This window comes from Companilactobacillus sp. HBUAS56275, from assembly GCF_036913655.1.
GTDB classification, from domain to species: domain Bacteria; phylum Bacillota; class Bacilli; order Lactobacillales; family Lactobacillaceae; genus Companilactobacillus; species Companilactobacillus pullicola.
In genome coordinates, this window is record NZ_JAYKKK010000001.1 from 447656 (window position 1) to 471152 (window position 23497).

25 protein-coding genes are annotated in these 23497 nt (G+C 34.3%); 6 read left to right on the forward strand and 19 right to left on the reverse strand.

All coding sequences use genetic code 11. The annotated features are described in order from the left end of the window. Nucleotides 1-188: 188 nt before the first annotated feature. The 5 genes from U8526_RS02070 to U8526_RS02090 form a co-directional block, all read right to left on the reverse strand. A complete protein-coding gene (locus U8526_RS02070) occupies nt 189-926 on the reverse strand; it encodes a LytR/AlgR family response regulator transcription factor (RefSeq protein WP_334340311.1) in 738 nt (245 codons plus the stop codon). 5 nt (nt 927-931) lie between these two features. Continuing rightward, nucleotides 932-2206, reverse strand: a complete 1275-nt coding sequence (locus tag U8526_RS02075; RefSeq protein WP_334340312.1) for a sensor histidine kinase — start codon at nt 2204-2206, stop codon at nt 932-934. 61 nt (nt 2207-2267) lie between these two features. Next, nucleotides 2268-2711 (reverse strand): hypothetical protein, encoded by a 444-nt coding sequence (locus U8526_RS02080; RefSeq protein WP_334340313.1) that lies wholly within the window; start codon nt 2709-2711, stop codon nt 2268-2270. Nucleotides 2712-3049: 338 nt separating this feature from the next. Then, a complete protein-coding gene (locus tag U8526_RS02085; RefSeq protein WP_334340314.1) occupies nt 3050-3595 on the reverse strand; it encodes a hypothetical protein in 546 nt (181 codons plus the stop codon). 36 nt (nt 3596-3631) lie between these two features. Further along, complete coding sequence (locus U8526_RS02090; RefSeq protein WP_334340315.1) at nt 3632-4048, reverse strand: cytidine deaminase family protein; 417 nt, start codon at nt 4046-4048, stop codon at nt 3632-3634. Nucleotides 4049-4211: 163 nt separating this feature from the next. Between U8526_RS02090 and U8526_RS02095 the strand changes: the two genes are divergently transcribed. Next, complete coding sequence (locus tag U8526_RS02095) at nt 4212-5117, forward strand: ATP-binding cassette domain-containing protein (protein WP_334340316.1); 906 nt, start codon at nt 4212-4214, stop codon at nt 5115-5117. Next, entirely contained in the window at nt 5114-5866 is a 753-nt protein-coding gene (locus U8526_RS02100; protein ID WP_334340317.1) for an ABC transporter permease, read from the forward strand. Before U8526_RS02095 ends, U8526_RS02100 begins: the two co-directional genes overlap by 4 nt. Nucleotides 5867-5919: 53 nt before the next feature. Here U8526_RS02100 and asnB read toward each other — a convergent pair whose 3' ends face one another. From asnB to U8526_RS02120, 4 genes are all read right to left on the reverse strand, one after another. Further along, the gene (gene asnB, locus U8526_RS02105) at nt 5920-7818 is read right to left on the reverse strand and encodes an asparagine synthase (glutamine-hydrolyzing) (RefSeq protein WP_334340318.1); all 1899 of its coding nucleotides are present in this window, start codon (nt 7816-7818) and stop codon (nt 5920-5922) included. 365 nt (nt 7819-8183) lie between these two features. Further along, nucleotides 8184-8531, reverse strand: a complete 348-nt coding sequence (locus U8526_RS02110) for a hypothetical protein (protein ID WP_334340319.1) — start codon at nt 8529-8531, stop codon at nt 8184-8186. A gap of 6 nt (nt 8532-8537) precedes the next feature. Then, nucleotides 8538-9305 (reverse strand): ABC transporter permease, encoded by a 768-nt coding sequence (locus U8526_RS02115; protein WP_334340320.1) that lies wholly within the window; start codon nt 9303-9305, stop codon nt 8538-8540. Continuing rightward, a complete protein-coding gene (locus U8526_RS02120) occupies nt 9298-10209 on the reverse strand; it encodes an ABC transporter ATP-binding protein (RefSeq protein WP_334340321.1) in 912 nt (303 codons plus the stop codon). The genes U8526_RS02115 and U8526_RS02120 overlap by 8 nt, the downstream gene beginning before the upstream one ends. 142 nt (nt 10210-10351) lie before the next feature. On the opposite strand from U8526_RS02120, the gene U8526_RS02125 reads away from it, so the two are divergent. Next, entirely contained in the window at nt 10352-11023 is a 672-nt protein-coding gene (locus U8526_RS02125; RefSeq protein WP_334340322.1) for a response regulator transcription factor, read from the forward strand. A 12-nt stretch (nt 11024-11035) separates the two neighbouring features. Further along, a complete protein-coding gene (locus U8526_RS02130) occupies nt 11036-11938 on the forward strand; it encodes a sensor histidine kinase (RefSeq protein ID WP_334340323.1) in 903 nt (300 codons plus the stop codon). Nucleotides 11939-11958: 20 nt separating this feature from the next. Here the strand turns inward: U8526_RS02130 and U8526_RS02135 are convergent, their stop codons facing one another. The 6 genes from U8526_RS02135 to U8526_RS02160 all read right to left on the reverse strand — a co-directional run bounded on the left by U8526_RS02135 (nt 11959) and on the right by U8526_RS02160 (nt 16314). Then, entirely contained in the window at nt 11959-12654 is a 696-nt protein-coding gene (locus U8526_RS02135; RefSeq protein ID WP_334340324.1) for a dihydrofolate reductase family protein, read from the reverse strand. Nucleotides 12655-12667: 13 nt separating this feature from the next. Next, nucleotides 12668-13306 (reverse strand): SDR family oxidoreductase, encoded by a 639-nt coding sequence (locus U8526_RS02140; protein WP_334340325.1) that lies wholly within the window; start codon nt 13304-13306, stop codon nt 12668-12670. Nucleotides 13307-13457: 151 nt separating this feature from the next. Then, nucleotides 13458-13763: a DUF2628 domain-containing protein gene (locus tag U8526_RS02145; protein WP_334340326.1), complete on the reverse strand. Its 306-nt coding sequence runs from the start codon at nt 13761-13763 to the stop codon at nt 13458-13460. 18 nt (nt 13764-13781) lie between these two features. Continuing rightward, complete coding sequence (locus tag U8526_RS02150) at nt 13782-14747, reverse strand: 2-hydroxyacid dehydrogenase family protein (RefSeq protein WP_334340327.1); 966 nt, start codon at nt 14745-14747, stop codon at nt 13782-13784. Between the two features lie 84 nt (nt 14748-14831). Beyond that, the gene (locus U8526_RS02155) at nt 14832-15719 is read right to left on the reverse strand and encodes an alpha/beta hydrolase (protein WP_334340328.1); all 888 of its coding nucleotides are present in this window, start codon (nt 15717-15719) and stop codon (nt 14832-14834) included. An 85-nt stretch (nt 15720-15804) separates the two neighbouring features. After that, nucleotides 15805-16314: a VanZ family protein gene (locus U8526_RS02160; protein WP_334340329.1), complete on the reverse strand. Its 510-nt coding sequence runs from the start codon at nt 16312-16314 to the stop codon at nt 15805-15807. 176 nt (nt 16315-16490) lie between these two features. Here U8526_RS02160 and U8526_RS02165 point away from each other — a divergent pair, with 176 nt between their 5' ends. Next, complete coding sequence (locus tag U8526_RS02165; protein WP_334340330.1) at nt 16491-16970, forward strand: GNAT family N-acetyltransferase; 480 nt, start codon at nt 16491-16493, stop codon at nt 16968-16970. Between the two features lie 136 nt (nt 16971-17106). Here U8526_RS02165 and U8526_RS02170 read toward each other — a convergent pair whose 3' ends face one another. From U8526_RS02170 to U8526_RS02180, 3 genes are all read right to left on the reverse strand, one after another. Beyond that, entirely contained in the window at nt 17107-18729 is a 1623-nt protein-coding gene (locus U8526_RS02170) for an ABC-F family ATP-binding cassette domain-containing protein (protein ID WP_334340331.1), read from the reverse strand. 78 nt (nt 18730-18807) lie between these two features. Continuing rightward, entirely contained in the window at nt 18808-19539 is a 732-nt protein-coding gene (locus U8526_RS02175) for a sulfite exporter TauE/SafE family protein (RefSeq protein ID WP_334340332.1), read from the reverse strand. 46 nt (nt 19540-19585) lie between these two features. Then, entirely contained in the window at nt 19586-20077 is a 492-nt protein-coding gene (locus tag U8526_RS02180; protein ID WP_334340333.1) for a VanZ family protein, read from the reverse strand. A gap of 142 nt (nt 20078-20219) precedes the next feature. Between U8526_RS02180 and U8526_RS02185 the strand changes: the two genes are divergently transcribed. After that, a complete protein-coding gene (locus U8526_RS02185; protein ID WP_334340334.1) occupies nt 20220-22796 on the forward strand; it encodes a hypothetical protein in 2577 nt (858 codons plus the stop codon). Nucleotides 22797-22834: 38 nt separating this feature from the next. Here U8526_RS02185 and U8526_RS02190 read toward each other — a convergent pair whose 3' ends face one another. Beyond that, nucleotides 22835-23410 (reverse strand): hypothetical protein, encoded by a 576-nt coding sequence (locus U8526_RS02190; protein ID WP_334340335.1) that lies wholly within the window; start codon nt 23408-23410, stop codon nt 22835-22837. Nucleotides 23411-23497 lie beyond the last annotated feature (87 nt).

Consider the following 23497-nt stretch of genomic DNA (forward strand, 5'->3'; position numbering starts at 1 on the left):
CAACCTAGGCGTTAATCAAAATTCTTTTAGAAATACTTGTCAAACTCGATTGACAAATCGTTGTTTTTCCTGTATTGCACTCTTTAAGTCTATATGAAGTATCGATTATATTATCCATTTAAATAGAAATTCTCTAGTTATTAGCATTTACCACAATTAAAAAATAAAACGTCGATAAATTCAACGTTTTATTTTTTTAATTTAACTAATGTTCTACTTCCCATTACTGAACAAAGAACTTTTTCTCCATCAATCATAGTAGCTTCTCTAGCATGCCTGTTTACTGAAACAACGTTATTAACATTGACTATATATGATTTATGACATCTGAAAAATAGTTCATTATCGGCTTCAATATTTTTAATCGTACTATAGAATTCAAATTGTCCATCCTTCAAATGTACAATCACTTTGTGTGGTACTGGCGAACTTTCAAAGAACAAGATATCACTTACTTTAATCGATCTTATCAATTCACCCGTTTTAATTTGATAGTAATCTTCACTATCGGATGCGCTCTCTTCAAATTGTTTGTTACAGAGTTCGATATCTTCGATAATGCGACCTTGAATCTTCTCAGGATAATCTTTTAGGATAAAATCTAACGCTTCAATTTGATATTTAAAAGTTAGAAAAACCATTTCTGAATGACTGGTGATAAAGACAATTTTTCCTTCAAAATCAATTTTTCTAATCTCACTTGCTAGTTCAATCCCATTGATATTATCTTCACCTAAGTCAATATCGATGAAGTATAAGCTTTTATCGATTTCCGTATTCTTCAAATAATCTAAAATCTCATCAGGGTTATCCGTGGCCACTCTGACCTTCATATCAAGATTCTCAATTAAGAGATAATTTTCAATATACTCAACAACTTGACTCAACTGTTTGGAATCATCCTCGCAAACATAGATATCAATCACTCTCATCATCCTTTCGTACTAATCGTTACCTTTTGTAAAAAGTAATTATTCAGCTTCATCGTTTCTAGTGTTGCCCTGTTATTTCGATCGATTATCTCGGTTAGATTTTTCAACCCAAACCCACGATTCGAACCCTTTGAAGAAAATCCACTCTCTTTCATTTTCCAAACCGGAATATCATTTTTTCTTAATGAATTTTGGATAATAATTACAATTTCCGTGTTACCTTTGATAAAACCTACTTGAATCGTTCCATGCTCTTGATCTCTAGTTTCCTCAATAGCATTATCCATAATAATACCTAGTGCCAACGCCAAATCTAAAGAATCCATGTAAAAATCCTTAATTTCATTCTTGGCCTCAAACGACACCTTTATTCCGTCTAATTGAGCCGCGTAAAGTTTATTAAAGATGACACTCTTAATCTCTTTATTGCCAACACGACTAATGTCTTCAAACTTGTATTTTTCTTGATTCAAAGCCACTGAAATAGGTTTGATAGAAGTATTGTAATATTTCTTCAATCCCTCTATATCATCAGATCTCAAATATTCCTCTAAAGACAATAAAGTATTTTGGTACTCATGTCTGAATTTTCGCAATTCGTTATAGTGCTGTTCTATTTGGATCAGATAACGATTAGTACTTTCATTCCGAATCCTTTGCTCACGTAATTCTAAATCCTTATTTATTGTTTTAGTTCGGGCTACGTGAACAACAATAAACATGACGACAAAAAGTAAAATAATTACAAAATTATAAATAACATTTTGCAGGTCGTTTCCCTGCATAGATTCCGTAAAGGTAACTAGAAACATCATTACGATAAGCATGATAGATGTCAAAATTATTTCTGTACTAGAGAATTGATAATCTTTTTGTAAATTACCTTCTAAATCACTTTGAAGGAAAAAGTATAATCCAACGGCTATACCTATTCCTGCTACTAACATCGTAACGTTATAGAAAAAATCAGAATTTGCAACCTTCATTATTCGTATAGTAATATCAATTACATGATCCAGCAAAACCCCAATACTATAATCTATTGCAACAATGGCAATAGATGTTTTAAAATTTTTCGTCAATATTAAAAGATAAATTATTAATAACAATAGCATTCCCATTATTGCCATCACTTGACCAAATAACATTAATATTAATGTTACTGGTATAGTTACCAAAAAGAAAAATAAATCTGCACTTTTAAAACACAAATTTCTAGTAAGTTCCTTGGCATATAAAAAGAACAGTAGTAATTGAATAATAAACATTATCATAAGTTTTTCTCCATTTTATAAGTATATCAATATATGCCCGAATTTTTATTACATCTTCACTTCAATTTATATCATCAGAATTCGATGTATACTTTCTTACGGAGAAATCATACGGATTGATTAAATCACGGTTATTTAACTTAACAGTCATCGAATTAACAATTCTAATCTTAAGGCGAGATTGAACTTCTACAATTAATTTATATTCATTTTTATTATTTAATTTATACACATTCCGTAAACTAATGCGACAATTTTGCCAATTAAACGGTTCATCTTCTTGATTAATAGTTTTTTTCGCTATTTTAATAAACTGTTTTTTTTGATACTTATTGAGTCGATGTGTCTTTTCATCTTCCAACACCACCGCTTTGTTTGAGCCATAATACGGTGCCGAATGATAATTTTGATAGAGCTTGGGAATGCCTAACATTCCTAAAATTATTAAAATACAAAGAATCCAAATGATCTTCGTTACCTTTTTCTTGGAAGTTTCACTAGTCATAAAATAATCCCTAAAAAAATCTCGACCAATTTGTAATCGGTCGAGATTTTTAATTGCGCTGAAAATAAATACCACTGTGAATAGTTTAGTAATTAGAGGTTTTATTACATACATTTTAAATGAATTATTAATTCACAACTATAATCATTGATTCCACCCTAGACAATATTCAATAAGAATAAATTAATCATAAAATGCACGTGTCGAGAAAACATAATATTCATTTTCGCACTTCTTCGATCGATGAGTGTTAAGGAGGCCTCATCAATCTACATTTACATTCTACAAATTAACGCGGAGCATAACTAGTTTTGTCCTAAAAGACACAAAATTTGTCATTATCTTGAAGAAACTTTAGCATCGAAAAGTTTGATCCCATCATTTATATATCGATAAATATCATCCTTATCAAACACCTTTAAAGACACTTTTTTTACAGGAATAAAATCCTCTTTGAACTCAGCTACTAATAATGGCAAATCAGTATCTTCAATCTCTTTAATATTAGTAACAATTGGGAAAGATAAATTTGGTTCAGATAAACTGTATTTTAGAATCAAATCAGGATTAAGCACTGTAAAATCAGCATAATATTTCTCTAGTAATTCTTCTTTAGGATAATTTTTATTGTTAAGAATATATTTTCTAAAAACTGTTTCCAACCACAGTTTGTCCCCTAACAAATGTAAATAATATCCCAATTGAAACTGCGTTAAATTCGGACCATATTCTTTTAAAAATAACTCAGGACAAATATTTCTTTTCCCACGAATGAAATGTGTCAATGCCTTAGGTGTCTTAGAATCCTTGTTGACATCTGGTGCAATGCTTCCTAATAAAAATTCCTGATTATATCCGTATTTAGCAGCCAATACCTTTGCCATTGAATAATGCATAACTCTTGATCCCATTATTTGCCTCTATTTTGTTTTAATACCACCCCACCAATTAGGGAACAGTTCTTCTAACGTAGTAGTTTCTCTTTTATCATAGTTAACCATAATTTCTGTATCTTTATTATTGCTAGAAAATTCCATCAATGTTTCACGACAAGTTCCACAAGGCAATCCATCTAATCCTGACGGTGGCGTATCTCTAAACGCAATAATCCGTTTGACTTCCATTTCTCCACTGTCTTGTAACATATTCAGAAGAGCAACTCTTTCTGCGCAAAGATTTATTGTGCCGCAAGCCATTTCGATACAGTAACCAGTGTAAATTTTTCCGGATTTACTCTCTAAGGCGCAGACGACGTTATTTGCATAGACAAAATCATTCAACTCGGCCGGCTTATACAATGATTTCGCTGCTAAATATAATTTTTCCCAAATATCCATAAAAAGCTCCTTCAATCAATATAAATATAATTGTAGCATTCTTTTTAATATTATATTAATTAAATTAGTTAAAAACTAATCGTAACTTTTTGTTGATATTTCATAATTATTGTTTTACTGTATTAGTGTACTGGTACAGAAGAACAATAAGGAGAGGATCTCTTTGAATACGACACTTTTAAAAATTAAGGATTTAAATAAATCATTTGGTAATAAAGAAGTCTTAAAGAATATTAATTTCACGGTTCAACAAGGACACATCATCGGATTGATTGGTGCTAACGGAGCTGGTAAGACTACTATCATGAAAGCAATTCTAGGTATTCTGCCCTTCAACGGCAAAATCACCATCAATAATAAAGAAGTTTCCATACGTCAGCACCAACCTCTACAAACAGTCGGTGCCTTGATCGAATATCCAGGACTCTATCCTTACCTAACTGGTCGAGAGCAGCTTCGACTTTTCTCCACTGGTAAAGACCGCGAAAAAAGAGTAAATGATATTATCAGCAAACTCAAAATGGATCACTTTGCTGACCAAAAGACCAAGAGCTATTCTCTAGGAATGAAACAGAAGTTAGGCGTTGGTTTAGCACTTTTGAATAATCCTCAATTCGTAATTCTTGATGAACCGATGAACGGTCTTGATCCTAAAGCCACTAAAGAATTACGTGATCTGATTGTTCAGGAAAAACAAAATGGTGTTACCTTCCTAATTTCCAGTCACATTCTCAGTGAATTACAACGTATCGCTGACGATGTTATCGTTATTAATCATGGCGAAATCGTTACTTCAACGACTATGGATAAACTTTTATCAGCCAATAAGAAATTCTACTTAATTGAAACTGATAATAACGAACTTGCTAGTGATCTTTTATTAAGAAATAATTATCAAGTTGAAAATAAATCAGCTTTGGAAATTCCTATTACCGACAATTTTTCAATTAACAAACTTTTACAGTTATTATTGTCCAACAACATCACAATTAATGATATTAAACAACAAGATGGAGATCTTGAAGAGTCACTCTTGAAGGTCTTAGATAGTGAAGGTGACCAAGAATGATTACATTGATCAGACAAGAATCTTACAAACTTTTAAAACAACGCGGTACACAAATTTTTCTAGCAGGACTATTTATTTTTCAACTTTTCGTCGTCTTTATGTCTAAGAAATATCCTAAATTCATGAACGATAAAGATGCATTTCTCAATAACTATCTAGCTATTGTACCTATTACTTTTTTCATTATTGCTATCTGTAGTACCGTTATCACCCAAGAACGTCAATTCGGTACTTTACGTTCTCTGCTCTATCGAAAATATTCCTACATTCAGGTTATTACTAGCAAAATAGTTACCCTAGTTGGTTTTACCATTGCTCTTTTCGTTGGCAATGCCTTGGTCAGCTTACTATTTAAATTCATCTTTGCTAACAAAGTTGAGCTTACTCATAAAATTATGAAGACCTGGTTACTAACCAATCTCAATGATTTCTTAACATTGTTCTTCTTAATGGGACTAGTTATCCTTCTAGGAACATTGATCAATAACTCCAACTTAGCTTTAATTATCGGTATCGGTGGTTACTTTGTCATCAATGTTTTCAACCAAATCCTGCTTGCATTAGTTGCTAAATTTGACTGGCTCAAGTGGAATCCTTTAAATATGATGAATCTGGGTGAACAAATTCAAAGTCACAGTTTGCATCAAATGACGCAACTGTCGATGACTCAAATTTCAATTGGCTATGTTATCTATGTTTCACTATTTATTATTTTAGCTGTTTATAGTTTTTGTAAAAAATCCGTATAAGAAAAGCCTAGCAATTTTGGATAATAACTCCATTATTACTAGACTTTTTTTGTTTATGCTTGCAGTAATACTTGTGGATCAACATCTGGCTTCTTACCACCGTCAATGAAAAAGACTTTATACCAAATTAAGAAAGTATAGATTGTCCAAACTTTACGACGGTCATCGTTTCTTCCTTCATGACAATCGTCTAACATCTTTATGATCAATGATTGGTCAAAGAACCTTGCAGCAAAATCTGATGCGAACAATTTACGGAATTCTAAGTAGACATCATCTGTCTTGATCCAATCCCTGATTGGAACTGGGAAACCAAGTTTCTCACGCTTAGCCCATTCCTTAGGAAGATTTCTTTCCGCAGCAACTCGTAAAGCGTACTTACTATCCTTGCTGTTTAACAAGTGTTTAGTAGGAATCTTGGCTGCTATTTCAGCCATTTCTGTATCTAAGAATGGTACTCGTAATTCAGTTGAATTGGCCATACTCATTCGGTCAGCCTTCAAAAGGATATCTTTAGCCATGAATTGATGCAAGTCTAAATATTGCATCTTCTTAACTTCATCTTCAGACGGATCAATTTTTTGATAGCTCTTCATGACTATTTCTGAAACTGACTCTGACTCATGATACTCAGGTTTTAAGAGGTGCTTAGCTTCAGTTTCACTAAACACTTTAGCTTGTCCAATGAAGAACTCTTCGGCCTTGGCAGTTGATTCATATAAATGCAATCGACCTGGAAAATTAGGCATTCGTTTGAGTCCGCGAGCTAAATTATATCTCATCCCTTTGGGCAGTTTCTTTAGATTCTCACCTAAGACACGCACTGCTTTGGAGTGTGAATGATAACCATAATTAGCATATCCTGCAAATAATTCATCGGCACCTTCACCAGAAAGAATCACCGTAACATCCTTACTGGCTAATTTAGTCAAAAAGTAAAGTGGAACACACGAAGGATTGGCATCAGGTTCATCCATATGATATTGAATCAATGGTATCGCCTTGATGGCTTCTTCTCTAGTTACTATTCCTCTAGTATTTTCCAAACCTAGCTTTGAGGCCAATGCCGAGGCGGCACTTCCTTCTTCATAGGTATTCGTATCAAAATCAATTGAATAAGTATGTTGTGGTTTAAAAATAGCTGTTACGTAACTTGAATCAACACCACTAGATAACAATGACCCTACCGGCACATCACTAACGGAATGCTTTTTAACTGAATCGTGCATTGCCTGGTCAATTTGATCTACAGCATCTTCCAATGATAAGTTCTCTTCGGAAAACTTCATATCCCAATATTTAACGATATTTAGATGACCATTTTTAAATTTAAAATAATGACCTTCGGGAATTCGATAAACATTTTTAAAGAAAGTTTCATCAGTCGCTGAATATTGGAAAGTTAGAAATGGTTTTAATGATTTTTCATTGAATTCTTTTTTGAAATTAGGATGACACAAAAAGGCTTTGATTTCTGAGGCAAACAAGAAAGTACCGTTGTGATTGTAGTAATATAACGGTTTGATACCAAAGAAGTCCCTTGCACCAGTAATTTCCCCTGTTTCAAAATCGTAGATGATAAAAACAAACATCCCACGAATACGTTTTAACAGTTCATCAATACCCCATTCCTCGAATCCATGAACTAATACTTCCGTATCGGTTGAGGTGCTGAAGACATGTCCCAGAGCTTTTAATTTTTCTCGCAATTCTACATAATTATAGATTTCACCATTGAACACAACGGCTTTGGTTTTATCTTCGTTATAAATTGGTTGCATCCCATTATTAACATCGATAATACTTAAACGTCTAAAACCAATCGCCACATTCTTATCTTGAAGTGTTCCCGCACTGTTGGGTCCACGATGCCTGATTGCCTCCATCATTGAATTCAAAACTGGCTTTTTATCGGCAATATTGCCATCGACAAAACCAACAATTCCACACATAATCTGTCTCCCTAATTATTCAAATCATATTTACTTTATTGGTTCAAAATTTAATCTACGATCTATTTAATGTTTAGAATTTATCAGTATTCTCAGAATAAAGAAAGCCAATTTTCTAAGTTTATTTAAGCTGTTTATTTGGCCGAATTAAATAATTTGAAAACCGATGGCAAATTTAATTTTACTTATTAATATTTAAATTCTTGATTCTAATATTTCATTGTTGTATTCCCACATATTTAGATTTAAATATATATCATGCTCAATCATCAAAAAATATAAAATAAAGATATAACTATGTTTTTCCATACCAAAAAAGCAATCGCATTATATTAAATATGTGATTGCTTTTATTCTTATACTTATTAATCATTTCTAATCAAATATAACGTAACACCATGTTTCCTGGGAACTAATTTATAGTCCGTCGCTTCCATTCTCATATTGTAACCACCCCGATATTGACCACTCTTGATAATTAACACGTCCTCATCATTAACTTTATACTTATACGTACGCTGATTTAAACCATTTCTCAAATTCATGTCTGATTTCGTAAATTTTGCTACGCCCTTTTTGACACCATTCTGTTTTACGACCCAACTGAATCTTTGCAAAACCTGCGCAGTAGTCATTTCATGAGGACTCTTGATAATCCAAATTCCTACGACGGCAATAACTAGCAATATCCACACAATTTTTTTCTTTTTCATGCCAGACTACATCTCCTTATTTCTGATCACTACTACTGACAAGACGATAGTAACCAAAAGTACTAATAGACTGACTGAAATATAATTCCACATCTGATTATTAGGAATCAATCCTAAACTAATTTTCATTGCGACGCTAAAGAAATCAAAGTACTTTAACCAACTCCAATTGGCAATATTATGCAATGTCGTCACTAAAATTGGGCAAATTACAATAAAAATTGAAGCAATTACGATTGATGACGTTAAAAGTAACATCAAAATAGCTAAACCAAAGATCACGCTAATGAAAAAGGCAATTACTAAGGATGTCTTAAAAACTGTTGCCAATAATTTTGACCAGCTGGTACCTACAGAACGAGATAACAAGCTTCCCGTAACGATACTAGTAAAAAAGTAAACTAGACTCAATACGAAAATATTTATTAGCATAACCAAATATTTAGAAACAATAAACTGAGTTCTAGTTATCCCTGAGACCAAAGTATTCTTATACGTTTTTTGACTAAATTCATAGCCGATCGTCATTACAAAAATACCGATAAAAGCATATACCAGAAGGCTTGATGACAAGGTACTAGCGTTAATACCATCCTTTAACGTCCAAACTTTTGCTGAACCCAATTTTGCCATTGAATCGCTCGTGACCATGATTCCACCAACAATATTTTTGCCAGTAATAACGGCAGAATATCCAATAGCAAAGAGTAACGTTAAATAAATCCCTAAAGTATGACTCAAGCGATAGAAGTCAGTTCGTAATTGATTAAGCATTTTTGACCCCTCCTATCAAATTTGTATAATAATCTTCCAAAGATTTTTCTTCCTTAGTTAAACCGATAACCGAGATGCCATTTTCAACTAATTCTCGATTCAATTTGGAAGCATCAATACCTAGTGAGTGGATCAATATATTCTTATCATCAACCACTGTGAATTTTTCCATGAATTCTTTATCAATCACTTGCGCTGCTTTTGAAACATCATCGACCGTCAAAACAAGTCCAGATTGATTAGCCTTATCCAATTCTTCTTTGGTAATCTCCTTGATCAGTTGTCCATTATAGATAAAACCGAATCGTGTCGACACTTGATATAGTTCCGTCAAAATATGACTGGAAATCAGAATTGTGATTTGTTTCTCCTGATTTAATTTCTTTAATAATTTCCTAAATTCAATGATTCCTGATGGATCAAGTCCATTGATCGGCTCGTCTAAAATCAACAAATCAGGTTCTGGCAAAATAGCTATCGCCAAGCCTAATCGTTGTCTTTGCCCAAGTGACAAATTTTTAGCCTTCGTATGAACTTTTTTTGTCAGGCCAACGAATTTAATTATTTCTGTAATTTTTTTAGTATCATTGATACCACGCTGTATGGCGACTAACTTCAAATTTTCTTGAACCGTCAGCTTGTCAAAAGCAGCTGGTGTTTCGATAACGGCTCCCACATGTTTAAGTGCTTGCTGATTAATTTTTTGATCAAATAATTTAATTTCACCGACTTTGAGTGGCGATAACTGCGTAATTAAACGCATAATGGTGGTTTTACCGGCACCGTTAGAACCAATCAGACCGTAAATATCACCTTTTTGTAAGTTGAAACTCACGTTATCAATAGCTTTATAACGACCAAATGACTTACTGATATTGTCTACTGACAGAATCGTCTTTGTCATAACAATCCCTCCCCTTCAATTAATATAGTAGAAAACGTTACTTAATTTGATATATAAATAAACCTTAATTAATTATTAATTCTAAAGAAACCAACTTTTTTATACGATAAAATTAAAATAACAAACAGTTAGGGGTTAAAGTATGCATTCAAAAATATTAATAATTGAGGATAATGAGGATATTCAGGCACTTTTATTCGACGTTTTATCAAATGACTATTTAATTTATAAAGCTCTCGATGGTGTCAGTGGAATCAAGGAATTCGAAAGTGTACAACCAGATTTAATTATTCTGGATTTGATGTTGCCACAGATCAATGGCGAAAGTGTTTTGAAAGTCATTCGTGATCAATCACAAGTTCCCATCATCGTCTTGACCGCTATTCAGAGTAAAGAAAAAACCGTCGCTTTACTCAACGACGGCGCTAATGATTATTTGACTAAACCATTTGATATAGCGGAATTACAGGCTCGAATCTCTGTGCAATTAAGAAATCAGATTCAACCTGAAGACAATCATTTATTATCCTACGACAATATTGTTCTGAATGATCAAACCCACGAAGTTACTGCTAACGATCAACCACTAGTGTTATCCAAAAAGGAATTCAATTTACTACAAATACTCCTAGCGCATCCCCATCAGGTTTACGAAAAAAGTCAGTTATTTCAAATGGTCTGGCATGAAGAATACTTTGAAAGCTCCGACAACACTCTAAATGTTCACATTAGTAATTTACGTCATAAACTAACCGAAGCCACTGGTAACAATTATATTGTTTCCATCTGGGGTATTGGCATTCGGCTAGTCTGAGGGGGTATCGATATGATTATTTTTTTAGCTGTTATCTGTTTCATTCTAATTTTGATTCTCAGTCTAATTTTGCACGATATCAAGCGTATTACTAAAGATTTGGCCTACATCAATAAAAACGACTCTAATGGCGAAGTTACGACTGGTACTAGTCTACCTATTATTAAGAAATTAGCTCAGGCTTGTAACTTCAACCTTAAAGAAACGCATCAGCTTAAGGAAACACAAGCAATTCAGAATAGACAGTTCAATCAAATGCTGACTAACTTAACACACGACATCAAAACACCGCTAACTGTCTCAATTGGCTACGTTCAGTTATTAACACAACAGAGTTCTGGCAAAAATCAACGTGATCTAATTCGAGTTCAAGACAATCTCGACTCAGTCAACTACTACCTACACTACTTAATGGATTTCAATTTAATCCGAGAGAAGAGTAAAAATCTCAATGTTACTCAATTTAATTTATCCGATACTTTGCAAAAGGAATTGTTCAACTATTACGACCAACTCACTGCCAAACAAATCAAGGCTCAAATACAACTTGACCAAAAAATTATTGTGAATAGCGATGAGATGATGTTCAAACGTATTTTTCAAAATCTTATCGGCAATATTCTAAAGTACGCTTCAAACGATATGGCTGTCACTTTGAAAAATGAAAATAGTATCGTTCAAATTTCATTTGAGAATCAAACGGACGAAAATATCCAAGATAGTAATCAATTACTCAATCGTTTTTACACGGCCGATAATTCCCGTACCAATCACAGTGTTGGTCTGGGTTTGAGTATCGTTCAATCACTTGTCACGACCCTTGGAGGCAGGATTAATTTGGAAACGAATCATAATAAATTCAAGGTAAACTTAATTTTTAAACATTTACAAGCAAAAACTTCAATGACCGATTAAATTTAGTCATTGAAGTTTTTTTATTCTTTTACATATAGTAAATGAATTCCACCATCATCTAATTGTTTAGTTGTTTTAATCATAAATTTATCATCTATAAAAGTACCTAAGGTGTCAAAAGCCGACTTCACATTTTGATCACCACTAACATATGGTGAAACAACTAGTGAAATCTCATCTACTAGATGGGCTTTTAAGAATGCTCCGTTGATTACTGCACCACCTGCTAATGAAATGGCTGTAATACCAAAGTATTTTTTTAATTTAATCAATGCCTGATTTAAATTCAAATCTTTCGTTCCACAAATGATATATGGTATTTCCATTGATTGTAAAAAGGCTAAATATGATTTAGAAGCCTGTTCAGTTAGAACCTCAATAGCCCTATTCTTATGGCCACCATATTCAAAATAGTTGATTTCCCAACCCATTCTCCCTTTACGATCAAAACTTACATCCCAAGTTTCTGCTTGGATATCTGGAATCCAATCTTGATATTCGATTCCTCTAGTTTCATACTTAGACAAATCCGGATGTCCTTTGGCTGCATACATGGCAACGGTAGTTGATCCATTCGCATTAGCATTACTCAATCTAAATAACTCATCTGCGTAAAATGCTCCAGAAATTTTGTCTCCTGCCTGTTGCCCATATACTCCATCAATTTTCCCATCGATTGATGTATGCATATGAACGATTACTTTTGCTCTATCCATTTTTTATACTTCCTTATTTTAAAGTTTCTAGTGCTTCTTTTATTGGTTCATTTCCGACACCAATATCGAAAGCCTGTTTAATTGTTTGATCATTTTCTAGTGAAGAGACTGCAACATCTGCTACATCAGCACGTGTGATTTCATTATGCGGTAAGTCCTGACCAATACTGATTTTTCCTACAGCTGGTTCATTCGTTAATTGCTCAGGCCGAATAATTGTGTAGTCTAAATTAGAATTCAAAACAAACATATCTCCATAATACATAGCAGCACTGTACTCTTCGTACTGATTCATCCATTCCAAACGATTATCCTCATGGAAATGTTCGATTCCACCGGCACTGATTAAAATGAATCTTTTAATTCCGGCTTTTTCGGCCGCTTGAGCTGCTTTTACTTTGCCATCCAAATCAATCATCATCCCACCACCAGCAGTAAAGACAATTGCATCAATTTCATTCAATTGAGTAACAATATCATTAACTCCTTTTCTTACATCAACTAACCGTGCTTCTACACCTTGTTTTTGAAATTCTTCAATTTGTTCATTGTGTCTAACTCCGGCTACCGGAATCATTGTTGAGTCTTCCAAACGATTAATTACTTGTTGTCCGGTTTGTCCATGGGCACCAATTACTAAAACTTTTCTCATTTATACGACCTCAATTCGTTATTTATTTGATGTCCTTAGTATATAGTTTCCATGTTGTAATATGAAATACTTATATATTATACTCAACCATAACTTTTTATTATATAAGAGACAAAAAAAGATAGCTCCCTAAAGGAACTATCTCACCATTTTAAATATAACCATAACTTCTCAATACATCAGAGGAAACTTTATCGGCTGGTTTGTAACCTTGGGCTACCATATCTTTCACGTAAACACGATTATAAAAGAAGGCAAAAACCAACGTTACTAAGAAGGCTCCACCGCCCCAAGTGAATGCTCCGAATACTATCTCTGCTAGAACCAAAATTGCGGCCCATTTAAAATCGGAACGGAATACTGGTGTCCAAAATCCAAAAATCATTTCAGTCCAGGAAAAACCAACTTTAACAGTTTTATAATTCTGGTTACTTTCATTTATTATATTAGCGTACATAACTTTTTCCTCAATCCTTTATAGTCCGTTGACAATATATTTAATTGATTGGCCCGAAACAGCTGCAATGGTATTTTCAGCAACAATCGTCGCCATAGCATCCCGTGCTTCAATTGTGGCATTGCCTAAATGTGGAGTAAGCAATACATTCTTCATTTGTTTCAACTCATCAGATACTTCTGGTTCATGTTCATAAACATCTAAGGCCGCACCTGCAATAACATGCTTCTTTAAAGCCTCGGTCAGAGCTGTTTCATCAATAATTGGACCACGAGCAGCGTTGATCAAAACGGCACTGGATTTCATTTGTGCAAACTCTTTAGCGCCTAGTAGATGTTTGGTGTGTTCATTGAGTGGCAAATGTAATGTCACAATATCGGATTTTTTCAAAAGTTCTTCTTGAGAAACAAATGTAGCTCCCAGTTCAACTTCGCGACTAATTGGCAAACGATGACGTTGCGTATAAAGAATTGGCATATCAAAAGCATGCATTCTTTTAGCGACAGCCTGTCCAATTTGACCCAGGCCAATAATACCTAATGTCTTACCTTGCAATTCATGACCTAAGAAAAATAGCGGTGCCCAACCATTGAAACCAGTCGTTCTCATCAGTTGATCACCTTCAGCGATACGATGCATTAAGCCGATAATCAAACCAGTAGTCGATTCAGCGGTTGAAACAGTTGAGACAATCGGCGTATTAGTTACCGGGATACCTAACTCTTTCGCATAAGCTGTATCAATATTATTCGTTCCGGCACCAAAATTAGCGATTAATTTCAATTTAGGAGCGTGATCCAACATATCTCGATCGACCGACGTTGACAGTGGTGTAATCAAAAAATCACTATCAGCCACATGTTCTTTCAAAGTTATCGCATCAATTAATTTATCATCAGTATACATATCAATTGTTAGGTCAGTTGCTTTCAACAAAGCTGTTGCCTTATCTGGAATTTTGCCAGCAATAAAAACTTTTGCCATTACGAGGACCTCCATTTAAATAAGCCTTTATTTAAGTATGGTCTTTGATAATTTTTCTGACAAGTTTTTACTACCTAAAGAAAGTTATTTAGCCAAATATTTCTTAAAGAATGCCATCTCGTCATCATTAGCCTGTTTAGCAATTGTATCTTTTTGATTGATCAAGAAAACATGTTCACGTGGATTTTGGTCATCACCATACATTTTGAAGACGTGTGGAATTTTCTTAGCCGTTAAGAAACCATCAAATTTGACGGAATTGTTACGGATAAAATCATTATTAGCAGTACAAATAAAAGATGGTAAAAAGTCATCGTTAATATACTCTTCGGTATCGACTTGTTCATGTCTGCTCTCTAATACTGTTGGTGTAAAGTAAGCACTAACTACGTCTGTAATCGTACCTGGATCAAACATAAAGTTAGCAGAACTATTTAAAGCGACGGCACGGAAATGCAGATCAGTTAATTCGTAACCAAACATCTGACGATATTTTTCATTAGTCAAAATTGTAGTGTACTGTTCCGCCATTTGTCCACCGGCACTGTCACCTATTAAGAAAACATTATTAGTATCGAGGCCGTATTCAGCTGCGTGGTCGGCCACCCAATGAATATAGCGGTCGACATCATCCATCTCTTCTGGAAAAACGACATCTGGTGCCAGACGATAATTAGGGTTCACGAAGGCAAATCCTCGTTGTGCCCAATTCAATCCATAAAATTGATAAGTCTCTTTGGTACCGTAGCACCAACCACCACCGTGAATATTTATAATAGTAGGAATTGGTCCTTCAACATTTTTCGGTAAATAAAGATCCAACAAATTCCACTTTGAATCTGGGCCATAACTGATATCATTGATACGCTTTACACCGTCAACCTCAGTTGGTAATCCTTCATCACGTTTATCATCACTAGCCTTAGCTCCAGCTCTAAAATCCATTATTGCGTCAATTACTTCTTGTTCCATTCTGTAAGCGCCCCCATTTACTTAAAAGTTTAGCATAAAAAACAATCAATAGATTAATTATGTCGATATTAACCTACTGATTGCTTTATTTAGTTGCAGTAATTGTTTTTCTATTAGTGATATATTCGTAAACTACCATCAAGATGGCACCAATGACGATACCTAAGGCATTTGCCAAAACATCATTGATATCACTAGTCCGATTGATCAAGAAGATGTGTGATAAGAAATACTGAGTCGTTTCAATTCCTCCACCGATCATAAATCCGGTAAAGGCCATTGAAAGTATCGACACGTGTGGGAAAAATTTTCTAATTAAGAATCCTAATGGAACTGTCAAAATAATATTCTCCGCAAAACCGATATCAATTATATCAAGTTGATGCAGATTTACCCGACCAGTTCCCGCTGACATCACATAGACCGATGTTCCATCAAACGAAATTGGTGTAAAGAGAATCATCCCTAGAAAAGTCAAATAGACTAAGCTTATTAGATAGAAATGACGCTTCTCAAACTCCTCAACATTATGATTAATGACTAGACCACTAATTATCGAAATAGTTAATATTATTAATAAAGGTATAAAACGCATAATTGACACTCCTTTCATAATTTTGTCATTTGTTAATTGATACTTATACTTTAAGACTTGTTTATTTAAGCAAGCTTAAAATTGATTGACGAAATTATGAACTATTTATGCATTTTATTTATTTCTAACTTCTTTAGGATATAATTGGACTTAATTCAATGCGAGGAAAATAGCTTATGAACCTAAAAACTCGATTTTTTAAAAATGCTGACGCTACACCAGTGGCTGATTTAGTTGCAAAAACTTTAATGACAACTAATATTCACGATTACTCAAAAGAATACCTTCAAAATGACATTGACCGACTAAACGAAAATTTTTTCATTCAAAAGGCCCAACAAACTCACTTTTACGTTTTTCTGAATGATAAGACAATTATCGGAGTTGGCGCTATTGGGCCTTATTGGGATAGTAAGACTGAATTTAGTCTTTTTAATATATTTGTTGATCCAGATTATCAAGGCTTAGGCGTTGGCAGATTGATCATCAAAACTTTGGAAAACGATGCTTACTTCAAGGTAGCTACTAGAGTTGAAATTCCTGCTTCTATAACCGCCTTAAAATTTTATAAAAAGATGGGTTATTATCCTAAAAATAAACAAAATGTACCTGACTCTGAAGGACTTTTCAGACTGGAAAAGTATCCTAAGTCATAAGCCTACTTCAATGATTTTTACATCATGCTACTAAAATCATTGACTTATTTTACTCTCCAATGATTTAACTCACAATTCAAAATAATCATTGTACTAAAAAATCCCGACTCCAAAACTGGAATCGGGATTTTTATTATTATTTATCTAATTCAGCAATTTGTGCTTCAATTTGATCATTACTTCTAAATTCGTCATAAGTAGTATCTGCACGATCAATCACACCATTTTCTGTTAAGTAAATCAAACGGTTGGCAATTGTTTGAATGAATTGGTGGTCATGAGAAGCAAAGAGGATTGAACCTTTATAGTCAATCAAACTGTCATTCAAGGCTGTAATTGATTCCAAATCCAAATGGTTGGTTGGATCATCAAGTAGTAAGACATTAGCCTTCAATAACATCATTTTTGATAACATGACACGGACTTTTTCTCCACCGGATAGAACGTTAACTTTCTTTGTAACATCATCCCCAGAGAACAACATTCTACCTAAGAATCCACGCAAGAATGTATCGTCATCTTCACCTTTTTCAGCGAATTGGCGTAACCAATCAATAATTGGTGTATCTTCAGTAAACATTGAATTAAAGTCCTTTGGCAAGTATGCTTGGCTAGTTGTAACACCCCAAGTTACTGTACCTGAATCTGGTTCCAACTCACCTGTCAATACCTTGAACAAAGCTGTTGTGACCATATCATTTTTAGCTAAGAAAGCTACTTTATCGTCTTTATTCAAAATAAAACTAGCGTTCTTCAAAACTTGTTTGCCATCAATAGAAATTGTCAAATCTTTCACTTGCAGCAAATCATTTCCGATTTCACGATTAGGAACAAACTTGATGAATGGATAACGACGTGAACTTGGTTGAATATCATCTAAAGTAATCTTATCAAGCATCTTCTTACGAGAAGTAGCTTGTTTAGATTTAGAAGCGTTGGCTGAGAAACGAGCAATAAAGTCCTGTAACTCTTTGATCTTCTCTTCTTTTTTAGAGTTTTGATCTTGCTTCATTTGTTGAGCTAATTGTGAAGATTGTTGCCAGAAATCGTAGTTACCAGCATAAAGCTGAATCTTGCTGTAATCAAGGTCAGCCATGTACGTACATACTTTATTCAAGAAGTAACGGTCATGGGATACGACGATAACAGTATTTTCAAAATTGATTAGGAATTCTTCTAACCAGTCGATTGAGTCAACATCAAGTCCATTAGTAGGCTCATCCAATAGCAGAACATCTGGTTGACCGAACAGAGCTTGAGCTAACAATACTTTAATTTTTTGACCAGCAGTCAAATTAGCCATTTTTTCTTGGTGAAGACTTTCAGGAATATTTAATCCTTGAAGCATTTGTGAGGCTTCCCCTTCAGCTTCCCAGCCACCCATTTCGCCGAATTTAGCTTCTAAGTCGGCAGCTTTTAAACCATCTTCCTCACTAAAATCAGGTTTCATGTAAATGGCATCTTTTTCTTGCATAATTTTATACAAGTCAGCGTGACCCATAAGCACAGTTTCCATAACTGTGTAGTCATCATAATCGAAGTGGTTCTGCTTCAAAGTCGCTAAACGTTCATTAGGTCCTAATTTAACAGAGCCTGTTGAAGGAGCTATCTCACCTGATAACACTTTTAGAAAAGTTGATTTACCGGCACCATTTGCGCCAATTAAGCCATAACAGTTGCCTGGGGCAAACTTGATATTTACATCCTCGAATAACTTACGATCGGCAAAGTGCAAACTAACGTTACTTACAGTAATCAAATATATAATCCTCATTTCTTAAACATAATTAAGATGCATTATACGGACTATTTTCATTCTATGCAAGTAAATCTTTTGTTATAAAGCCGTTATTAGGTAATAACAGCCACTGATTCCGATAAAAATATAAATGAAAAATTCCATAATCCGAATATTCAAATGACTCACTAGTCGGTTGGCTAAAATAGTTCCCAAGATAGCGCCAATGAAACCAACTAATACAAATTTCAAGTTTCCTGCCGTCAAAATTCCTGTCGAAAAACGCAAACTGGTAATAACAATCGTATCAAGTAAAAAGAACGTCTGAATACTTGCTAAATAATTCTCTTTAGAATCAGAAATCGTCAAAAAATACAATGCCATCAATGGGCCACCGATTCCAAACAAACCGTTGAAAAAGCCCGATATCAAGGCAAAGACGACCATGACATAAATTGGAATTGTTTTAACCGATATCGACTTCAAATTCATTACGGTATAATACAACGCCAAAATAATTAGTAGTAATCCCAATAAAGCTTTTAAATAACCGGCAGCTAAAAACTTGCTTAAATGCAGTGAAAAAGTAGCCATGACAATATAAATCAAAAACGGCATGACTAATTTTTTCCATTTTAAAGCCTTCCGATATTTCCAAGCTACCATAATAATCGCAATCGACATCGTCAATGTAGAGACACCGGCACTCTGATTGATCGGCAAAAGTTGTGGTAAGAAGACCATCAACACGATTCCCGAACCAAATCCGGTGACTCCCTGCACAAATCCCGCTAACGTGGCAGCTAAAATCATTACAACAATCCAATTCATAAACTGTCCTCCCTTATTAATATATTAACTTACTAATAGGAAGTTATCAGTTATCTTTTGAAAATGAATGGTATATCATTGCCATCACGCCACCAATAATCACTCCCATTGCATTCGAAATAACATCATTGATGTCGCTTGTCCGGTCTATTAAGAAATGATGTGACAAAACATACTGCATCGATTCAAAGCTAGTTCCAATCAAGAGTCCTAAAATGATCAGGAATATTAAAGGAGTCTTTTTAAAAACCTTTTTAATAAAGAAACCAAATGGTACGGTCATAATAATGTTTTCATAAAATTCAATTCCTGAAAGCTGTAATTGATACAGATTCACCCGACCAATTCCAGGGGGTAAAATTTTTACTGTCAGACCATTGATTGAAATGGGCATGAACAAGATAGCCATTAACCCCACAAAGTACATCCAATAGAAGAGAACAAAATATGGTCGAGAAAGCTTTCTTAAATTGCCAAAAATATATAGTCCACTGACAATTGCTAACAAAAAAATTATTAATGTTGGTATCCAACGCATACTTACACCTCTCTTCTTTCTAAATTTATTTAACAATAGTTTTTATGATTTTGTGAATTCCTTATCATGTCAATATCTGATATATTATATTTAGATAGTTAATTAAACGCTTTCACAAATATATTATTCAAAGGAAGATGACATGAAATCAAAAGGCCAGCATTTTATAGTCTATCTTTTACTATTCTTCATTCTGGGAATAGTAAAATTAACCTTATTCACTCAAACAGCGCAAGCTTTAACCGCTGATGATAAGGACGCTATCAATAGTGCTCCTGATGGGCTAATTATTCAAAAGTACTTCACCAACCAAGAGAAAACTTCTAGCGACTTCAGCAATGGACAATACCCTTTTAGACATAATTATGCCAAGGTGGATGATACGGGAAAAGTCTTAATATTAGCTGATGGACCCCGAACTGGTGAAAGAGAAATCACCACTAAAACATATCCTCTCGTAGGAACATTCAATACTCAAATTATTCAAAATACCAGTTCCTATGGTGCCATTTGGTCCGACAAGGCTGCACAGAATTATATTGATCCAACCAAAAAGCAAACTGTTTCTGCGTGGATCTATATGGGAAAAAGTTCTAATGAGCCTTCGGTTAATGGTAATGGGATCGCACTGGTAATACAAAATGATCCTCTCGGTACTAAGGCAATAGGTGCCGGTTTGCAAGGACTTGGAGTTTACGGATATGACGGAGCCATTTCAAAAAGTGCGGCATTAATAGGTATGTCAGCAGACCCTGCGACTCCTACAGAAGTCGCGAAAACAGCCATTCAAAATAGTATTGCTCTTGAATTTGATCCTCAAATTAATCGAATTAAAGATAAAGACCTAAAAAAATTAACCTTATATAATGGTGGTAACTTAAGTGTTGGCGATAACGGAGAAAGTGCAACAATTTTCTACAATACAATTAATGGCTACGACACATCAGTAGGTAATCAATACGTTCCAGAAGGCTACCCTAATCGATATGACGAGGGTACTAAAATTGGTTCTGGTGGTGGATTCGGACATATTGCTTTAACTTATCCCGCAAATCCTCAAACCTATGTTGACGTTACAAAGAATAGTGACTTTTCAAATGAAAGTACTTTTTGGTCTCCCTTTGAATCATTTTATTCACAGATTCATACCAATACAATCGAAACATCATTAACAAATGATAAAGATCTTAATGGTAATAAATTAATGTGGCACCATCTCTCTATGACTTGGACACCTTCCGAAGACAAAAAGACTATTACCATCGACTATTCCTTTAATGATAAGAATCTTGATGGCACGATCAACTACAACTATAATGGTCAGCTCAATAAGTACAGCTTCATCCGAATTGACAAGAGTGTAAAAGTTGATATGAGTACCTTTGGCGATATCAAAGATAATAAACTACTCTGGGGATTCACCGGTTCAAATAGTAACAACCCTGATGTTCAAGGTAAATTAGCTATTTTCGAATCCATCCCTGCCCTTGTCAGTATTCAACCGGATATCTATATAAAAGACAACACACTCAATAAAATCATTACTGATAATAAAAATGATACCCACTATACTACTGACAAAACTGTTAACAGTGGCGATGATTTAACGATAAATTATAATCTAACTTATCTAAGCGGTCGAACAAATTGGTCTGACATTGTAGCTAGTATCAATCTACCTGATAATATTGATTTTTCCGGCAACGACAATATTGCGACGATTACTTTTGAAAACGGCGAAACCGAATTAGTTCCTGCCAGCCAATTAAATAACAATACTATTAATTATAAGATTAATCATGAGTTAAGTCTCGACAATAAAGTAATGAATGTTGCTATTAATGGTAAAGCCGTGAATGAAACCACCCAAGATATATTGGTTGCAACTAAAGCTGCTAAATTCTCATCCGATAATAATATCACAACACTCAGTACCCCTGAGTTCACAATCAAATATAAAAAGGATTGGAAATTAGTTTTAAGCTCTGACAAGCAAAACATTAATTTATTAAAGCCCGATGATAACACAATTCCCACTTTAAATTTAGATACTACATTGAATTACGATTATAAAATTGAGCATAATTTTGAAGTTGATGATCCTATTATCTACAATATCAATATCAGAGATAGATCTTATTCCACCGCCACTAGTATCAGTGAGGCCGGTAAAATTGCGGTTCACGAAATTCCTTTAAGTAAGATAGTTTCTGAAGATGATTTTTGGGAACTTTTCCCTGTTGGTGAGACAACAGAGGTACAAGTCACCGCTATGGATAAGGACAGTATCTTCTCAAATACTTACTCATATTATGTAACGATACAACCTAACAAATCCGTTGAACTAGTAGCTGATCCCCAACTAACTTTCCAAACAACTCAAAGTGTTGATCTCCATAAGATTCTTAAACGCCAGAGTGATTTTGACTTAACCGTTATTAGCCATAATTCTGATTGGAAGCTTTATGGCCAAGCCAGTGAACTAAATAGTAGCGACTCGAACTTTAACGGCAACGTTATCTATGTCGACGACAACGACAAAATCTTTGATATGGCTCAAAGTACTTTTATCGATGAAAACCTTACTGATACAACTGGCTCCTATGATATTACTGATGATTGGGCATCTGATGAAGGTGTTCTGTTAAATCAATCAGGAATCAACAAATCTGGACAGTATTCTGGCAAAATCCAGTGGACTGTCAGTAACTCAATTTAAATGCAAAAAAGGCCGGCCAAATTGGTCGGTCTTTTGTTCTATACGCGTTGTTTTTCTAATTTAACCTGCAAATTAGTCTTCTCTTCAATCTTCTTAATAACTTTATTCACCGCTGCCACATCCTGAGCATTAGCAGAAAGATCTAAGTCTACATCTTCCCCCTTAGCCAATTTTAGTGACAAATAATAAGGGCTAGAAAAAGCTTGATACGTCGAATCCACCACATAGAAAGCAACATCAATTGGCCCATCTGGTCCAATTCCTTTTGGTAAATCCATTCCTTTACCAGTAACAATGGAAAATTCTTTGATATCACTGAATTTCACTGTCTCTTCATTAGAAGAACCAGGCAACAGAATTGCCTTGATTCTTTTACTCGTCGTACTGTAATCCTGATAGTGGATTCCTCTGTCATCAACTTGCCACTGATCGAGATTATCCCGAATCTTAAGGGTATATAGCATTAAAATAACTAGCAAACATACGGCCCCAAATAAAATAGCAATTCCTACCCTTTGAGAAAGTAAGAAGAAAAATAGTCCGATGATAATCCCGCCAAGTACAGAATTTAATAATGGTAAATAATTAATCTTACGCCCAAAACTTAGACTCATAATAAACACAACCCTTCGTTTTATGTAAGCTCTTACATTGATTATAACTCACGTAAATATGGATTGATGGAGTCTTTTAATTCAAAA

Coding starts and splice junctions, on each gene's coding strand:
- U8526_RS02080 (WP_334340313.1), bottom strand. CDS start 2,711: ATGACTAGTGAAACTTCCAAGAAAAAGGTAACGAAGATCATTTGGATT.
- asnB (WP_334340318.1), bottom strand. CDS start 7,818: ATGTGTGGAATTGTTGGTTTTGTCGATGGCAATATTGCCGATAAAAAG.
- U8526_RS02115 (WP_334340320.1), bottom strand. CDS start 9,305: ATGCTTAATCAATTACGAACTGACTTCTATCGCTTGAGTCATACTTTA.
- U8526_RS02145 (WP_334340326.1), bottom strand. CDS start 13,763: ATGTACGCTAATATAATAAATGAAAGTAACCAGAATTATAAAACTGTT.
- U8526_RS02180 (WP_334340333.1), bottom strand. CDS start 20,077: ATGCGTTGGATACCAACATTAATAATTTTTTTGTTAGCAATTGTCAGT.
- U8526_RS02185 (WP_334340334.1), top strand. CDS start 20,220: ATGAAATCAAAAGGCCAGCATTTTATAGTCTATCTTTTACTATTCTTC.
- U8526_RS02075 (WP_334340312.1), bottom strand. CDS start 2,206: ATGATAATGTTTATTATTCAATTACTACTGTTCTTTTTATATGCCAAG.
- U8526_RS02140 (WP_334340325.1), bottom strand. CDS start 13,306: ATGAGAAAAGTTTTAGTAATTGGTGCCCATGGACAAACCGGACAACAA.
- U8526_RS02165 (WP_334340330.1), top strand. CDS start 16,491: ATGAACCTAAAAACTCGATTTTTTAAAAATGCTGACGCTACACCAGTG.
- U8526_RS02090 (WP_334340315.1), bottom strand. CDS start 4,048: ATGGATATTTGGGAAAAATTATATTTAGCAGCGAAATCATTGTATAAG.
- U8526_RS02190 (WP_334340335.1), bottom strand. CDS start 23,410: ATGAGTCTAAGTTTTGGGCGTAAGATTAATTATTTACCATTATTAAAT.
- U8526_RS02155 (WP_334340328.1), bottom strand. CDS start 15,719: ATGGAACAAGAAGTAATTGACGCAATAATGGATTTTAGAGCTGGAGCT.
- U8526_RS02100 (WP_334340317.1), top strand. CDS start 5,114: ATGATTACATTGATCAGACAAGAATCTTACAAACTTTTAAAACAACGC.
- U8526_RS02125 (WP_334340322.1), top strand. CDS start 10,352: ATGCATTCAAAAATATTAATAATTGAGGATAATGAGGATATTCAGGCA.
- U8526_RS02160 (WP_334340329.1), bottom strand. CDS start 16,314: ATGCGTTTTATACCTTTATTAATAATATTAACTATTTCGATAATTAGT.
- U8526_RS02085 (WP_334340314.1), bottom strand. CDS start 3,595: ATGGCAAAGGTATTGGCTGCTAAATACGGATATAATCAGGAATTTTTA.
- U8526_RS02175 (WP_334340332.1), bottom strand. CDS start 19,539: ATGAATTGGATTGTTGTAATGATTTTAGCTGCCACGTTAGCGGGATTT.
- U8526_RS02150 (WP_334340327.1), bottom strand. CDS start 14,747: ATGGCAAAAGTTTTTATTGCTGGCAAAATTCCAGATAAGGCAACAGCT.
- U8526_RS02120 (WP_334340321.1), bottom strand. CDS start 10,209: ATGACAAAGACGATTCTGTCAGTAGACAATATCAGTAAGTCATTTGGT.
- U8526_RS02110 (WP_334340319.1), bottom strand. CDS start 8,531: ATGAAAAAGAAAAAAATTGTGTGGATATTGCTAGTTATTGCCGTCGTA.
- U8526_RS02130 (WP_334340323.1), top strand. CDS start 11,036: ATGATTATTTTTTTAGCTGTTATCTGTTTCATTCTAATTTTGATTCTC.
- U8526_RS02135 (WP_334340324.1), bottom strand. CDS start 12,654: ATGGATAGAGCAAAAGTAATCGTTCATATGCATACATCAATCGATGGG.